This window comes from Candidatus Dependentiae bacterium (genome assembly GCA_035445995.1).
Taxonomy (GTDB): Bacteria; Babelota; Babeliae; order Babelales; family Vermiphilaceae; genus DAOMRS01.
Window position 1 is genome coordinate 571,591 of record DAOMRS010000001.1, and the last position, 17,314, is coordinate 588,904.

Here is a 17,314-nt window from a genome sequence, read left to right on the forward strand (position 1 = left end):
ATCGGCTACAAAATAACACACCAAGAATTGTTTGTTTTTTGTGGTTGCAGTTTGGGTGCTGACGTAGCATTTGATAGATCATCAAGAAGCTTTCCATCCAATAAGTCCTGTGATAGATCAACATCAAAATTAGTACTTCTAACCATTTTTTTATTTTTAAATTGTCTAACTTTTTCGCCTTTTTCAGCTTGTTTTATGCTGTCCCCATTCGGAATAGTATCTAAAACTTTCTGTGCGAGAATTCTAATGCTGCTAACTGCTATCGTTGAAACCTCATTAATATCTAGGCTTGCTTTAGACACATTAAATTTACTTTGAATTGTTTTGAATTCATTTTTCAATGTAGCCAGTTGAGTAGCTGTATTAGTAGTAAGCTCTTTCAGATTCTTATTTTTAAGGTCACGAATTTTAGTAATCAATGAAGCCATATTATCGTTTACTATCTTGCATTGTTTTCTAAAGTCAGCTTCAAACTGGTTACAAATAAATACCTTCTGCTTATTAGTAAGCATTCGTATTATTCCATCAATACCATCTTGTGTAATACTTTGACTTGCATATGATCCACCCGCAGAAACGTTGGCAGATAACCCCAAAGTTCCTACACCCACAGATAGACCACCATTACCGCCTAAACTCGATTGTTTTGATTGGGAGATTTGTATGTAAGCATTCTGTGCAAAATGTTGATCCTGTAACTCTTGGTTCTTCTTTTGCATTTTTATATTTTCTTTATGCATCTCTTTATTTTCTTCATGCATTCTATTTTGTATCTCTTCTTGGCTTTCTTTTTGATGTCCAATTTTAAGAGTTTTATCTCCAACCTCAGTGAGTGTAGATAGCGCTGCTTCAAAATGTTCTTGCTTGACGAGCGAAGGCTTTTTGCTTCCTCGGTGAGGTCTGTGTGCTATTTTTTCAGCTTTATTAATTATCTTTTCTAAACGGCGACCAGACCAGCCTTCTAGACGTCCTAAAAATTCATCAAAAAAAATATTATCACATACAGGATCAAGAATAATAAATCGATGTGCATCTATTTTGGCACGAAATATCTTTCTGCGCATCTCAGGGGTAGGTTCAGGGAGAACTATCGTTGTATCATACACCCGTTCTTTGAATGGTTCTGGTATTGAATCTACCCTATTTGCAGTTCCAATAAGATAAAAATTACCCTTATGTCTTTGACGATCTAAAAATGCCCACAACCCAGTAGCCATATAACCGGTATCATGATGTGTACTATTGTGATTTTCCAGTATCTTATCAATCTCATCCAAAATTACTATGGCCTTTTTATTCCGAGCTACTATAGCTTCTAATGTTTCACGCAGCCTATTGCCAGAGGAATTACGTTGGTCATTACTGCTACCAAAATCCGTACTACTATAAAACACTAATGTCCAGCCTTTTAATTTATGAGCTAGATACGCCATTGATTTTGCAAGGGTTGTTTTACCTACTCCTGGTTCTCCAACCAATAACGCGGCTCTATCAATTTCACCCCGAGGATTTAAAAAAGTTTCAAGAATATCCAACGCCTCTTGTGGTGCACCACGTAAAACTTGCTCTAACTCTCGAATAGAACTTCCTGAAACCGATTCATATGGATCTTCTAATGATGAAAAAACTCTATCTACTCGTTGATCTAACCAGTCTTCTTCACTCGATGATTCTTCATCTTCAAAAACATACATTGTTTCATGTGGCATTTCTGATTCTTTATGTTGGTAATCATGGAATATGTTTATAAATTTTGACAGAGCAACCCCGGATCGTTTCAAGGCTTCGCGATCCATAGTATAAGAACATGATGTGACAATAACTGGCACTAAGAAAAGTGCATAGAATTTTTGCATGGCTTTCATGCGATACCCCTAACAAAAAAGTATACTTAGAATAACTGTTACTAATGTTCGATAGTACGTATTTTAAACAAAAGTTCAAGAAAAATGTAAAATTATATATGAGGTTTATGTAGAAAAATGCAACATTTCACATAGAAAAAAAGTGTTGCGTTTTACCCAAAAATGATAAAACGCAACACGTAAAAATATTCAATAAGAAAACTTTGTAAAAATTTGTGCAACAGCTTCCCTGTAGGGCATGCCAGTGCAACAAAAATTGATCGGTTCACATAAAGTCAAAAATGGTATTTTTTTCAAAATAATACCATTTTTAAAAGGCAACTTCACTCCCATATCTATCACACCACCGTGCATACGTGTATGAAACATACAATACATCGCGTTGCCATTGTATAGCCTTAAAACGTGCTGCTAAATACAATAAATCTTGTACATAACACAAGCCACACCAACGGTCATTAGTTAATGAAAGAATTGGCACATCCGTATATACATCATCTGGCCACTCTTGGAAAAATAGCTCTGAACAAATGTAGGGAACCAACCGCACATTAGCATCAATCTGTATGCATGGCCGGATATTATCTGAGGCAACAATAGGTGGCATGTGTGAAAAATACAACGTATGTAACCATGGCATGCTCAACCAGTTGGGTATGCACTCAGTCACCGGCATCGTATGTTTTTTTGCGAACCGTGTTTGTACCATACCATCAGCAACATAATACATACAATTATGATATGCAGAATCACACCATCCGAATGAACCAACCAGGATATGTAGAGGCTTGCCAATATGATACGGTGACCACTGCTTTAAACTACCTACTTGTGTAAAAACAGCATCTGTATAAAAAGATGATTCCGGCAATATAATGATATCAATTTTCTTATTGGTATACACAATTCGCTTAAAATCATCAGCCACTGTTTGTGCAACAGCATCTGGTAATCCTTTTGGATACACCGACGGCAGTGATGCTATGCGTGGTAACCACATTGGTACCACTAACCTATTTATTGGCATATAATAACTAGCTATCCAAGGAATGAGACTTATCAGAAAAACCACATATGATAATTTATTTTTCCAGATCAATACAGCAGTCAAAGAAGCGGGCACACAACACCACAACCAGGTTAATATATGCTTACCAACCAATGGTAATAATCTGAGTATGTGTGGATGCACTACCAATGGCAACAAGGGATGCATAAGAAAGTACCCTTCTGGCCGATGGAAAATCCATAAACAATATTGATCAATTACATATATATAAACCCAAAGACCTAACGTCCACACACATAATAACGCTATAGATTGTTGTTTGATTCCCAATATTTGTTGCATAAATCCCATGCACCAAAACCACACACCACCATACAATCCTTCGTACAAAATTAATGCAATACCAGGCAACATACGCACTATAAGTTGACCTTGTGCCATGTTGGCCATACCAAGTACCACACCAGCCAAATGCAAAGCGAATGATGCGACACCCCATAGATAGCCATCAAAACAAGTAAGTTTTTTGTGTAGTGCAAGGTAAAACAATGGCACGGGAAATAAAAAAACTAACCACCATACATAATATGGATAGAAAAATGGTAAAGCATATAAAAGAACGGAAAGAAGTATTAAAGATTTTTTATACATAAATAGAAATTGCATCTTGCTGCCGCGCATGCGCCAACATACCATTAAATTGATTTACGGTAACTTCTTGGAGCGATGGATCATACGCAAATGTAGTACGCACTGACTTTATTTTATTTTGGGTATGCAGCCAAATGGGAAATGCCGTACGCAATGGATATACCTGGTTACCCATAGCACGATTATCATCATACCCAACATACACTGCAGTAGTATATTCAGGCGTAGATGCAACAAACCAGCATGTACGCGCATCATTAGTAGTACCTGTTTTACTAATTGCTTGCGTATCAATCCACGTAGACCGGAAATGTTTATGTACGCGCTTTAACCCAAGTTGTAACACTTTTGCAACCTTGCCAGTTACATCAGTTGGCAAGACTCGCTCTACTACTGCTTCATGTTTCCAAATTTTTGTACCCCATTTGTCTTTAATCCATTGAATATAATGAGGCTGTACATAAACTCCATCGTTGGCAAAAACATTGAACATACCCACTGCCTCATATGGCGTAACGTCCAATGCACCTAATGCCAAAGATGGATACGGATGAAATGGCCCTTGTATATGACATTTTTTGGCAAGATCAATTAATTTATCTACACCAATTTTTAATAATGTTTTAATAGAGACAATATTATTTGAATATGATAATGCATACGCAAGTGTAATCGGGCCACGGAATTTAAGATCCCAGTTTCTTGGGCGCCATTCTGAAGTACCTTGCGCTAATACCAGTGGTTCATCAATCTCTGTATCTGCAAATGAAAAGCCTTCTTGCAATGCCTGCGCATATAGTAATGGTTTGATGATAGAACCAATCTGGCGCCGTGCCTGCATAGCACGATTAAATTGTGATGTATTAAAATCTGATCCACCAACCAATGCTTTTATACCGCCCGTGTGCACATCAATGGTAATGAGCGCGCCTTCAATGTCGGGAGCTAAGGATTCACTCATGCGAGCATGTTGTTGTTTGAATGATGCTTCTGCATAGTGCTGCATCTTACTATTAATTGTCGTCTGTATAATCAATCCATCTCTATATAAAGCTTCTTTTCCTACCAAATTTTCTAAAAAGACCCGCAACATTTCTTTGATATGTGGTGCACACGCATTAGATTCTTGTTCATGCAAGCTCAATGGTGCTGCACATGCTTGTTCATAGATATCTTTATCAATTAATTTTAGTTTATACATAGAATTGAGTACTACATTACGTCTTTGCAAGCCAGAAAGTGGACAGAGTAATGGACAATATCTGCCCGGAGAACGCACGATTGCTGCGAGCATTGCTGCTTGGTCAACCGAAATATCTGCAGCTGATTTGTTCCAAAAACGTTGGCATGCAGCTTCTACACCATAAATACCACAACCAAAGTAGATATGATTCAAGTACGTTTCTAAAATTTGTTGTTTAGTAAACTGCCGTTCTACCAGCACGGAACACAATTGTTCTTTGAGCTTTCTTGAAAATGTTTTGTTGGCATCAAAAAATAACAATTTAACCAACTGTTGCGTAATAGTACTTGCACCCTGGACAATTTTGCCATGATATAGATTAACCAATGACGAGCGAATGATACCTTTGTATGAGATACCGTAATGATTAAAAAAATCCCAATCTTCTGCAGCAATAAATGCATTAATCAAATGTGATGGCATTTGGCTAAGTGCAATTGGTTTACGCCGATCAAACTGAAAACGCATGAACTCATTGCCTGCATCATCAAGCACAATAGATGGTGAACCTGGATCATAATGTTCCAATGCACTCAAATCTATCCATTGATGATTGAGTATAAAAAAAAGAGCACCCAAGCAACATGCACTACCAAAAAATGACATTAAAAAAATAAAGCGAATAATTTTTGCGATCATAGTACTGCTATGATAACAAAAAAGGAGCCGTTTTACACGGCTCCTTACAATTATTTTCTATCAGAGAAATGACGGAAATAACTTATAATTCGTCTTCGTCACTTTCTTCATCACCACCAAAGCCAAGAGCAGCTTTGAGATCATCAAGGTGTTGTACAACATACACAACTGCAAGTGTGCTTGCGATTGCTTTTCTGTGGCTCCAAACATTTGTAGCAAAATTATGTGGATGACGGAAAAGTGCTTTATCGCCTGTAAACAAATCACTTGGCAAATCGGTAATCATGCTTAATGTATCTGAGAATAACGATTTTACACAAGATGAAACACGACATGATTTTGTGCATTCTTTTGTATCAACTGTTTCTGCACCTGTTTCCATTGCAACTACAGAACCGGCAACACTTACTAGCATTAACATGCTTAATAAATAACGTGCTTTCATGAAAAAACTCCTTACACTTATTATAGTTAGTTTTACTTACTTAATTCATCTGTACTTGTTTCAAATATTAACGCGCCATCATTTTTGTCGACAATACAAACCTTTTTATTTTTTTCAACAAGTTGCTCTTGAATATACTTAATTATGTAGATACAATCAACAAAAAAATAGAACTGATTCCTCATACAATTATAAAAGTTAACCCAATGATTAATACGCCACATATTTTTATCCTTCTACTTTTATTGCTCTTTTTCCTAGATCTAAGCGCATTTACCCTTTTTGCACATTCATATGCTCAATGCGTACTTGCGTTATATGTGATACAATTGTTTCAACCAGTTAATTTTGTACGATTATTATTAACCGCATTGTTTCTTATACTTGAATCTTTTATATTTTATGACTACGTTGGAGCCTCACTACTCTTCATAATACCTATTACCTGGGCCAGCATAGCGCTACAAACTTTATTGTATAAATCCCGGCTTTATCCACTTGTTTTGTATACCATATGCCTAGGACTTAATATTATTGGTATTGAATGGTTTTTAGCAGATATCAACTGGCAAGCCGAGTATACAACCACCAAGATTATTGCTAATATAGGAGTAATATGGTGTCTTTCTTTGATATTTCCAGCCCAAGGTAAGCTAAGCAATCGCTTGTAGTCCCCCTGCAAGAGGAAAGTCCGGACTCCTAACAAACAAGGTACCTGCGAAGACTAACATCAACGTAGGAGAGCGTAAGTTCATGGACAGTGCCACAGAAAATAACCGCCATCTTGTAAAAAAGGTGGTAAGGGTGAAAACGTGCGGTAAGAGCGCACGATTGAGTACAGCAATGTACCCAAGGGGTAAACCCTACCTGGAGCAAGGCAAAATAGGCGTGCGATGGGTCAGTTTGTTCCCACTTGAGCATGCGGGTATGCCGCTTAGATAAATGGTTGCTCACGACAGAATCCGGCTTATTGAATGCCTTGGGCTTTTTTTAATCTATTGATGCATTATTAAGAAAAAGAACTAACATGATTAAAAATTATCTTTGGACACTCCCATTTCTACTATTCATTAGCGGATATATAGGTATACAGGTTGCGCTGCATCAACCACAAATTACTACTCCTTCTTTGGTAGGTAACTCAATCCACTATGCAATCACGGTACTCTCACATAATAATTTAAATATACGTATTTTAAGCGAAAAAGAAGATGCAGATTTACCGCCAGGAACCGTACTCAGTCAAACTCCTGCAGCTGGTCAATTGATCAAGCCACATCAGTCAGTATTTGTACTATTATCAAAACAACCACCGACACACACCGTACCAAACTTGTTACACCAATCAATCGATGATATAAAAACCTTAACAAAAAAATCCGGTATAAATTGTCGATATTATGTACTGCCCAGTACATATCCACTCGACACTTGCTTTGCACAATATCCGATTGCTGGCCAATCATTAGAACATGAATCATTGGTTGCTTATATTGCAGCTCCATTACAAAAACCAATTATCTGGCCAGACTTTTATGGATGCACCGTATCAGAAGTTCAATCATTTTTATCTTCGTACCAAGTGTCAATACAAGTATTACATCAATATACACTAAAAAACCATACCTGTTCTGAATGCGTGGTTATCAATCAACGCCCTCAAGCAGGATCACTCATCATGTTAGATCCAGAAAAACCTTTGCATGTACAATTGCAGGTGTAACTTTCTACCTTTTGACGATATATCCCCCTTCCTTTAAACTGGTAATAAATGGATATAGGTCAAAATGGGGGTTATTCTATGGTTTTTCACCTGTCACGCAGGTATACATTACTTATACCTTTATTCTTATCACTCGGCTTTATAACACCTAATTCAGTTATAAAAAAGCTCAATCCGAGCAATACCATTATTGCCTGGGACTTCCACCATGTGATCGCACAGCCTAAAAAGCACCGCGTCATCAAGCAATTGGGTGGTTTATTCTCGGGAATTGGTATCCTTGGTAATGGCAAATTACGTAAAGAAATTCGTGCTATTGCCAAACGTCGTGGTACGGGAGAAGAATACGCTGCATTACTGCAACACTACAAATACAAAAAACTTTCGCGCGCTATAGAAAAAATTTCTAATGATCAAACACCTATTGCCGGCACCGTTAATATTATCAATCAACTGCATGCAAAAGGCTATAAACAGCACATGCTTTCTGACATTGGTAATACATTTTTACAAAAATTAGAACATAATGGTCGTTTTAATCATATATTTAAATTGATGACATACAAACAAAGCGTACAGTATTCTGCAGGCGAACCACATAAAATAGTTCCTGGTGGCCTGTACTTTAAAAAATATTTTGATGTACTACGCAAACAGGGTTACAACAATCACGCCATCATATTTATTGATGATAAATTACAAAATATACAAGCGGCTGAATCTGCCGGTAAAAAATATGGTGTACAGGTAATTGGTATACAATTTAAACATCCATTACAATTGAATCAACAACTTGCACAACTTGTATTGTAAGTAATCAACGTGTTACTCTTTTACAAACAAAAGGAGATAACCGTATGATTATAAAAAAATACCTGCACATTATACTCAGTATATTTCTGATATCAACTACTCATCCGCAATCGTATACACCAAAAAACACTAAGTTCGCATTCGACTTACACAAAGTCATTGTAGAACCAAGCAAAAATCGGGTAATTAATGCTTTACGCACCTCAAATTTATTACCAGAATTCAACCGAAATTTACCGCACAATATTTTAAAAGGCCTTTGGCACTTGCCCCAATTGACATTCCATGCGATTAAATTTTTATTTGATGATGGATCCGGCGAACAATACTACGCACTCGTTAAAGAATATGGATATGATGGCCTTGCCCAAACAATACTGGATATTTCCAATGCGCAAGAACCTATTGTTGGTACTATCCAAATTATGCGTACATTAAAAAACTTAGGGTACATCATTGATATTGCATCAAATATTGGTACGGCATTTCTAGAGCCACTCAAAAAAAAATACCCTGATATTTTTGATTTAATCACCAACACATTCACGGTCGATTATAATAACACCCCAGACATACGCAAACCAAACAGCGCATACTATCAAAAGTATTTAACAACATATGGCGATGGGAAAAAAATTATATTTGTTGATGATAAAGAAGAGAATGTTGTGGCAGCGCAACAAGCAGGCATGATTGGTATTGTGTTTAAAAATCCTGAGCAGTTGCGGGAAGATTTAATCACGATGGGGATATTATAATTTATTTCGATATTTCTTGGCATATTTTTTATTTTAATTTGAAAGTTCTGCGCTCCCCGCGCCGGGCAAATATATTGCTTGCCCAATATATTTGATACAAAGGCACCAACATGCTGTTGGATTGCCTAATTCTCACACAATTCTGCTGACTCATCCGCTTCGCGGCTTCGCATCAAGGTGCTCGGATAGAAGACTTTTTATTAAAATAAAAATCTGGTAGCGCATCGTAGACCTCGGCCGTAGGCCTGAGTGTCGTGCGTTTGCGCAGGAGAAGGATCAAACAAGCTGTTTGTGTATTTTAGTCCAGATCTTTTGTACAAGCAAAAGATCTGGTCCCGCCCGGATAGGGCAAACCTTTAAAGAAAAAATATGTTGAAAAGAAAAAAAAAGCAGGGAATAAAAATCAAATTAGTTTGCCCTCAGTACGGGGAGTACTACCCCTCACATTCCATTTCAAGTGGCTGCGCCATTAACTCATCAAGCATCGCATTAATAGATTTATTCTCAAATAATACTTGATACACATTGCGGCAAATTACCAAATCTAAATTATGTTTTTCCATCAATTGGAAAACTGACTGCACCGTATTGGCACCTTCAGCAACATGACCTAATGATGCAAGCGCTTGTTCGCGAGACATGCCACTACCTATCTTACGTCCAAATTCTAAATTTCTGCTCGATTTACCCATAGCAGTCAACACTAAATCTCCAATACCAGATAAACCGTCAAGTGTATCTGGATTACCGCCCAGCACCGTAGCTAGTTGTTTAATTTCTTGCAGGCCTTTGGTCAATAAAAAAGCTTTGGTATTATCGGTGTATCCTGCACCATCAAGTAATCCAATACCTATGGTGATCACATTTTTGAGCGCACCACCAACTTGTACACCAATCATATCCAGAGCAACATATGGCCTGAAATATGTATTTGCCAACATCTGTTGTATTGTTTCTGCTAATTTACAATCAGTTGCTGCCACGGTGACCGCAGTAATTTCTTTTTGTGCAACTTCTTTGGCAAAGCTTGGGCCAGAAAAAACTGCTTTTTGCACCGCATTACCAAATACATCATCTAGTATTTGTGTTGGTAATAATAATGAATGCTGTTCAATACCCTTACTTAATACCACCCATACTTGTTCAGGTGTATAACATGATTGTATTTTCTGTAAAACTTCACGTACGTACGCAACGGGAGTTGCTTCAAATACAAAACGTACGTTGCACGTAGCTTGTGCCAAGTCGGTAGTTGCTTGTATGTTGGGATCAAGTTTTATATCAGGTAAATATTTTTTGTTAAAACGTGTTCGTGTAATATCATCCGCGACCTCAGGCTCATAACACCACAGATTAACTACATATCCATTTTCTGCTAATAAAGTTGCAATTGCTGTTCCCCAGGAACCAGCTCCAAGCACACATACTGTTTCATGTATCATTTATACACCAAAGTTTCGTTGACTATTGTTGAAAAAAGAAACCGCTTGTTCCAAATGCTCACTCTGCACATCTGGCCATAAACAATCGAGAAAAAATAACTCACTATATGCCGCTTGATATAATAAAAAATTACTTAAGCGATGCATGCCACCGGTACGCACAATAATATCAGGCTCTGGTATTTCTGATGTCCATAACTGTTTACTAAAATATTCTGAGGTAATGTCATCTTCAGAAATTAATCCATTCTTGATATTACTGATTATTTTCTTGACACCACCAATAATTTCTTGGCGTGCACCATAAAAAAATAATAAATGTACGGTTAAGTTTTTGCCTTCAGCAGTTTCTTGCTCTACTTGATTGCACATAGGAATAACGGCTTCTGGAAACAACGTACGGTCTCCAATAAACTGAACTCTAATACCTTTTTCTTTCAATAAAGGTAACTCTTGGTGTGCTTCTTGCACAAGCGTAGTAAATAGAAATTTCTTTTCTATATCTGATCGTTTAAGATTTTCTGTAGAGAACGTATACAATGATAAATGAGAGATTTGTTTTTCAAGACAAAACTGCATCACACGTTTTGCGGCTTGCACGCCTTCGCGGTGCCCATGCCATGGTAACCATCCCTTTTTTTTTGCCCATCGGCGATTGCCATCCATAATGCATGCTAGATGTTGTATCATGCGCCCTCTTTATTGTGTTATTTATTGCAGTGTGATATGAGACGCTCCGCGTGCATAAATTTTTTGTTTTGTTAGTGCAGTCACGGCGTGTATCATTTTATATGCAAGTACCATGCCACTTGCAAACAATAATCGCTCAAAAGCAACAATTGGTATTAATGCTAGCCACGTAGCAGCAGACATTGGCACCGTATACATCCAAATAACCGATCCAACTGCATGTGCTACAAATGTGCTGCCCAATGCTTCAAAGAATACATGTTGAGTACGAGCAAAATACAAAATAACTGGAATTAGCCAATACATTGCGTACGCATATGCGGCATAGCCTTCTGGATGCATTACAAACAAAATCATGCAACTAATGGGAATAATTAAGCGAATGCTCCAATGTCTTGTTGACCAATATAATGCTGCAAAAAACCCTGGTATATGAAAAGCAAGCAATTTTGCAGTCAAACTACCAAAAAATACTAGGCGTAGCAAAATACCAAGAATAAATAATCCCGAGCTACCCAAAATACCCCCAAAAACACCACTCAGAGGCACCATAATATTAGCAGCAGAAAAAAGCGCCATCTGCGAACCAACAACCCAGCTGAAATTAATAAGATGAGACAGTTTGACCAGGGAAACAAAAAAGAGTGCTTTTGAAAGCATAATATATTTTTTTACCATAACCCTACCCAAAGTATGAATTTTTTTATACACCTATTTAGTGTATCATAGGAAGAAAAAATAGAAAATCAATCACCATGAAGCGCGGTAAAAAACCAATGAAAAAGATCTATTTTCTAGGTATATGTTTAGGAATAACAGTAACTATTCAATCCTCAGAAAAACCAAAAGAACCCTCTCCATTAAAAGAGCAATGCTTGAACGCCACACTCAATCAATCCGATTCCCCTTCTATAAAAGATCGACTTCATACGGCACCGACTGATCTACTACGTACCATTATAGAGCGCTGCCCACAACATGATTGTCTCTTTTTAGCAGTTAAAGCGCTTGCTTGTATAGCTAAGCGTGAACCAATTAATGCACGCGATGCCGAGTTGATAGCAGATTCATTTCCAACACATATGTGGCAATTATTACACGACCATGATTTTGACGTTGCATGCGACATGACATTCCCCGCTTATATGTTTAATTATGGTAATGAAGAAAAAATAAAAAATGCACTGATAAACCACCTAGTAGACACACAAGTTACTGCATTCAATTGCTTACAAGATAGTTCTATACATTATGACACCAACTATTTAAAAAAAATTCTTGATCAACAACAACGCTGTGCATTGCACATAGATCCCGATGATAATCACCTGACTATAGCAGGAAAAGATACGTATATAGAAATGGCGGGTTGTGAAGAATTTAATTATACCTGTACCAATCGTAGTATTAAAGAACAATATGCTTTAGTAGGCCCCAGTAAAAAAACTATAGCATGCATATTTTCATCCATAGAACAAGTTACCAATGCGTCTGATACCACAATATTTATAGCACATGCAACCCATATCCATCCGCATATCTCAATCTCTTTCTGTGAACATTACCAAGTTCTTGCCTGTGCATATACACCGCAGGGTAATTTTGTAATACACATCAATAATCAAGAACTAGAGCCTGCATCACAAATATATACATTTGAAGTACCACGCGATTTTCTTGCACCATCTTTGTCACTTAAGCAAATAATGCTTGCTATCATGAGACGTCGCTTAAAAAAATCCATAACTCATACTGCACCAGTCGCTGAAAAACTAGCTAAAATGCAACAATGTTTACCCATTGCAAAGAAACTTCTTTACAGCGAATATGTAACATGGCCAACTATGCATCAGTATGAAATAAATTCTTTCATAGAACTTTTGAAGGATTACCAAGAAGACTTTTTGATTGATAATGGCGTATCAATAAGAAAACGCTACCCCAGTGCAACATCAGCATCAGCGGAAAAAATCAAACAATTACTACCAGTTACCTTGCAACATTTACCCGTGATATGTACGCAAACATTACTGCATCATGCAGATACCATTCTACAAGAAAAGAATATCAAAAAAATTATTCGTGATATGCCTGCATTTATTGAAATCTTACAACAACACCATCATTCAGATGAAACAATTAGGGCTACATTACGTCCCATGTTAAAAAGAGCTATTGATAGATATATGCACCAATACCCTGTTGACACACCAGAACTTGCCCATTAATATAGTTATATTATGAAGATACAATATCAATTTATTTCTCTATTACGTCGTATTCTGATCTATCGAGGGACTAAGTCCTTCTTGCATCTATACCCAACTCACTTCTAATCTGTTTGGTATATTATTCCCTTTCTAATTGTATTATTTTAAGGATGATCATGAATCCGATTCTATTTTTTTCTGTCTTTATTGGCCTTGGTATTATGTATGCTATTTTGGGTATTGCTACTTCTCAAAAAATATATACCACCAATGATTATTTTTTAGCCGGTCGTAATTTAGGGATTGCTTCAGTTATGTTTACACTGGTAGCAACACAACTGGGTAGCGGGATGCTGCTAGGCACTACACAACAAGCATATACCATTGGTTTGTACGGCTTAATGTACACCTTGGGCATGTGCTTTGGTCTTATATTATTAGCACTTGGTTTTGCTGCAAAATTACGCTCGCTCAATGTGGCAACTACTGCAGAATTATTTGAAACTAAGTATAAATCACCAGGACTGAAAAAGTTTGCTTCGCTTCTTTCTATCATTACATTTAGTGGTATTTTAATAAGTCAGGTTATCGCCTCACGTGCATTACTTGCAAGTCTAGGATTTGCAAATGAACCATTATTAGTTGCCTTTTGGTTATTCACTATTATATATACGATGCTTGGTGGGCTGAAGGCGGTCGTCGTTACTGATATAGCACAAGTTATTTTTATCATCATCATATTCAGTGGCCTTTTCTTGTATAGCATTTTTATTGAACCGAGTAGTTTGTTTACCATGTTTAACGGGCAGCAACAATTTGCTGCTGCAAATTTTAACATGCAAGAAATTGCCGCTACGCTACTTATGCCCATTTTCTTCTCCCTCATCGAACAAGATTTAGCACAACGATTTTTTGCTGCACGCACCCCGCGCATTGCAACACTATCAGCATTTGGCGCTGCTGTTTGCCTTATTCTATTTGCGCTCATTCCAATCTATTTTGGGATGAAAGCAAATATCATGGAAATTATTATTCCAGAAGGTACAAGTCCTCTCATTCCGGTGCTTGAAACATTTACCAACGATATAGTAATGGTATTTGCCGTGTGCGGTATTATCGCTGCAATTACTTCCACCGCAGACTCACTTTTATGTGCAATAGGGTCTAACATTGCGCAAGATTTTGACCTTTCATTCATGGGATCTACTGCATTGCGACGCTCAAAATATATTACATTAGTAGTTGGAATCGGCACATTGTGCGCATCATACTTTGTATCACAAAATATTATCGGTTTAATTATCAGTAGTTATGAGCTAATGGTCAGTTGTTTATTTGTGCCATTGGTAGTATCTTACTTTACCGACAATGTGAAGCGTTCAGCTGCAATTGGTGCAATTGTAGGGGGACTCATCGGTTTTATTGGTTTTAGAATATGGATACCATTTTTACCAAAAGAATTACTCACACTTGGATTATCACTAGTAGGATATGTTTTAGGAAGTTATATACCAAATAACAATAGGAATTAAATATGTTACATACAAAAAAAATAGCTATTTATATGGCGCTCGGTTTTTTAATTAGTACCTCAGCGTATGCTCAACAAAAGGCAACCATGCAAGCACAACTGATGAATACTATTGCCTATTATGATGCACAAGGATTTAAAAATATTTGCGAACTCAATAAAGAAGACATTACTCAACAAATGTTAGTGGAGCTCAAAACATATGCACGAATACTCCATGGGTTCAAAGTTGCAGAACTTTCACAAACAATTGATAATTCTCAAACCTTGGCTCTACCAAAAGCAATTGTGCAGGGATTAGTTGCATTGTATACATTAATTCCTGTTGAATATAAAAAAGTATCAGTTTTTCAAACAATGCCTACCCAATTTCAAGATATGCAAATTCAAGCTAATGTATACATGGGAGATAAACCATCGATAACTTGGTCATTTGCACATTTAATGCATCCCAAAACTTCTACATTTATCGGTGTATTGTGTGCATATTGCGCCTGGCACAATGCAAAATTCTATTGGTATGGTAATGAACCTGTATTAAAAGATATAGAAAATCTTGATGCAATTGTTGCATATATAGACGAACTCGAAAATAACTTCAATTAACTATGAAAGCCCGATGCTTATCGGGCTTTTTTATTAAGGAATTAAATATGTTACATATAAAAAAAATGGCCATTTATATGGCGCTCGGTTTTTTAATGAGTACCTCAGCGTATGCTCAACAAAAAGCAACCATGCAAGCGCAACTGATGAATACTATTGCCTATTATGATGCACAAGGATTTAAAAATATTTGTGAACTCAATAAAGAAGACATTACCCAACAAATGTTAGTAGAGCTCAAAACATATGCACGAGTACTCCATGGGTTCAAAGTTGCAGAACTTTCACAAACAATTGATAATTCTCAAACCTTGGCCCTACCAAAAGCAATTGCACAAGGCATAGTTGCATTAATTACATTAAGCCCTGTAAATCCTTTTGTTACCGTGGAGAGCTGGAAGGTAAGCGAGAAAGATTGGACAAGGTTTCCACCGTATATGACACGCCATTATTTGTGGGATACTAGTCATGTATTCTACCCAAAAACCACCACCTACTTAGGCGCGTTTTGTGCATATTGTGCCTGGCACAATGTAAAGTTCTATTGGTATGGTAATGAGCCTGTATTAAAAGACATAGAAAATCTTGATGCAATTGTTGCATATATAGATGAACTTGAAAATAACTTCAATTAACTATGAAAGCCCGATGTATATCGGGCTTTTTTATTAACGACAATATTTAATAAGCAAGTTAATTGCTTCATCTATATCATCAGTCACTATAAATAAATCAATAAATTGTTTTTTAATTAATTCATATTCAACTGCATGGTTATACCATCCTATTAAATGGTGCCAATAATTTTTACCCACTAGTACTATGGGTGCTGATTTCATTTTTCCGGTCTTCATACAATTTAAAATTTCAAATAACTCCTCTGCCGTTCCAATACCACCGGGCATAACAATAAACCCAGACGCATAATTATTCAAAAACCACTTACGCATAAAAAAATACGGCAATAAAACCACAGGAGCACATAAATTTTTGTAATTTGGATCCACATCGTATACCCCGATGCCAAGCGAAACCAATCGTGAAATACCAAGTTCCTTCGCTTTATCATATGCGCCACAATTTGCAGCGGCCATAATACCAGGACCACCACCAGTAATAACAGACATATCGTTTTCTACACATTTCTGGGCAATGCTGTATGCCCACTGAGTGTACTTACCTTCCTCATAAGCACCCACACCACCAAATATAGTAACAATAGGGTCTTTTAAGCGCGATACGTAATACGTTGCCTTGAGAATCTGCCACCAATCCATTGGATTATACCAGCGCCCCTTAAATGGGATACATGCCCATTCTATCAACCAAAACCACTTCATAGCCATCCCCTTTTTTACTATAGTGCACCATTTCAGGTATATCAGAAAAGACTTTAGTATAATAACCCTAAAATACCCTTAAAATAACCCACCCCTCGCCCGATATTAATAATTTCTACCTGAAACACCCGCTGGCCATTTATATGGCATGGATAGACAATTGTATAGCCATTTATCATAAAAAACATTACATATTGAAATTTTTTCTAAAGTTTTGGTACTATTAATCATGAAGGGATACCTGTAAAGCCAAAACCCTCTAAAAATTAGGGAAATTATTTGTTATACTTCTAAGTAGATTAATTATTAATAGAAAAGGATTTGGTGTGAAATTTAGGGATATACTGAA

The 17,314-nt window shown here is 36.9% G+C and carries 15 protein-coding genes and 1 other RNA gene; 8 read left to right on the forward strand and 8 right to left on the reverse strand.

The genetic code is table 11. The features are described 5' to 3' along the window. Positions 1–5: 5 nt before the first annotated feature. From PK943_02730 to PK943_02745, 4 genes are all read right to left on the reverse strand, one after another. Positions 6–1,865, reverse strand: a complete 1,860-nt coding sequence (locus tag PK943_02730; protein HRN78128.1) for an ATP-binding protein — start codon at positions 1,863–1,865, stop codon at positions 6–8. Between the two features lie 310 nt (positions 1,866–2,175). Next, positions 2,176–3,525, reverse strand: a complete 1,350-nt coding sequence (locus tag PK943_02735; protein ID HRN78129.1) for a hypothetical protein — start codon at positions 3,523–3,525, stop codon at positions 2,176–2,178. Next, positions 3,518–5,407: a transglycosylase domain-containing protein gene (locus PK943_02740; GenBank protein ID HRN78130.1), complete on the reverse strand. Its 1,890-nt coding sequence runs from the start codon at positions 5,405–5,407 to the stop codon at positions 3,518–3,520. Before PK943_02740 ends, PK943_02735 begins: the two co-directional genes overlap by 8 nt. An 82-nt stretch (positions 5,408–5,489) precedes the next feature. Further along, positions 5,490–5,852: a hypothetical protein gene (locus tag PK943_02745; GenBank protein ID HRN78131.1), complete on the reverse strand. Its 363-nt coding sequence runs from the start codon at positions 5,850–5,852 to the stop codon at positions 5,490–5,492. 644 nt (positions 5,853–6,496) lie between these two features. Between PK943_02745 and rnpB the strand changes: the two genes are divergently transcribed. From rnpB to PK943_02765, 4 genes are all read left to right on the forward strand, one after another. After that, positions 6,497–6,838, forward strand: an RNA gene (rnpB, locus tag PK943_02750) — RNase P RNA component class A. Positions 6,839–6,879: 41 nt separating this feature from the next. Next, positions 6,880–7,575, forward strand: a complete 696-nt coding sequence (locus PK943_02755; protein HRN78132.1) for a PASTA domain-containing protein — start codon at positions 6,880–6,882, stop codon at positions 7,573–7,575. A gap of 78 nt (positions 7,576–7,653) precedes the next feature. Beyond that, the gene (locus PK943_02760) at positions 7,654–8,388 is read left to right on the forward strand and encodes a DUF2608 domain-containing protein (GenBank protein ID HRN78133.1); all 735 of its coding nucleotides are present in this window, start codon (positions 7,654–7,656) and stop codon (positions 8,386–8,388) included. Positions 8,389–8,432: 44 nt separating this feature from the next. After that, positions 8,433–9,146 (forward strand): hypothetical protein, encoded by a 714-nt coding sequence (locus PK943_02765; protein ID HRN78134.1) that lies wholly within the window; start codon positions 8,433–8,435, stop codon positions 9,144–9,146. A gap of 434 nt (positions 9,147–9,580) precedes the next feature. Here PK943_02765 and PK943_02770 read toward each other — a convergent pair whose 3' ends face one another. The 3 genes from PK943_02770 to PK943_02780 are packed head-to-tail and all read right to left on the reverse strand — an operon-like array spanning position 9,581 to position 11,956. Then, on the reverse strand, positions 9,581–10,588 hold the full coding sequence (locus PK943_02770) for an NAD(P)H-dependent glycerol-3-phosphate dehydrogenase (GenBank protein ID HRN78135.1): 1,008 nt from the start codon (positions 10,586–10,588) through the stop codon (positions 9,581–9,583). Further along, a complete protein-coding gene (uppS, locus tag PK943_02775; GenBank protein ID HRN78136.1) occupies positions 10,589–11,278 on the reverse strand; it encodes a polyprenyl diphosphate synthase in 690 nt (229 codons plus the stop codon). Between the two features lie 21 nt (positions 11,279–11,299). Next, positions 11,300–11,956 carry a hypothetical protein gene (locus PK943_02780; protein HRN78137.1) on the reverse strand — a complete coding sequence of 219 codons (657 nt, stop codon included), beginning with the start codon at positions 11,954–11,956 and terminating at the stop codon, positions 11,300–11,302. Between the two features lie 77 nt (positions 11,957–12,033). On the opposite strand from PK943_02780, the gene PK943_02785 reads away from it, so the two are divergent. The 4 genes from PK943_02785 to PK943_02800 all read left to right on the forward strand — a co-directional run bounded on the left by PK943_02785 (position 12,034) and on the right by PK943_02800 (position 16,260). Next, positions 12,034–13,506 carry a hypothetical protein gene (locus PK943_02785; GenBank protein HRN78138.1) on the forward strand — a complete coding sequence of 491 codons (1,473 nt, stop codon included), beginning with the start codon at positions 12,034–12,036 and terminating at the stop codon, positions 13,504–13,506. A 158-nt stretch (positions 13,507–13,664) separates the two neighbouring features. Next, positions 13,665–15,020, forward strand: a complete 1,356-nt coding sequence (locus PK943_02790; GenBank protein HRN78139.1) for a sodium:solute symporter family protein — start codon at positions 13,665–13,667, stop codon at positions 15,018–15,020. A 2-nt stretch (positions 15,021–15,022) separates the two neighbouring features. Next, positions 15,023–15,625, forward strand: coding sequence for a hypothetical protein (locus PK943_02795; GenBank protein HRN78140.1), 603 nt, complete (start codon positions 15,023–15,025; stop codon positions 15,623–15,625). A 47-nt stretch (positions 15,626–15,672) separates the two neighbouring features. After that, positions 15,673–16,260 (forward strand): hypothetical protein, encoded by a 588-nt coding sequence (locus PK943_02800; GenBank protein ID HRN78141.1) that lies wholly within the window; start codon positions 15,673–15,675, stop codon positions 16,258–16,260. Between the two features lie 33 nt (positions 16,261–16,293). Here the strand turns inward: PK943_02800 and PK943_02805 are convergent, their stop codons facing one another. Beyond that, complete coding sequence (locus PK943_02805; protein ID HRN78142.1) at positions 16,294–16,965, reverse strand: TIGR00730 family Rossman fold protein; 672 nt, start codon at positions 16,963–16,965, stop codon at positions 16,294–16,296. Positions 16,966–17,314 lie beyond the last annotated feature (349 nt).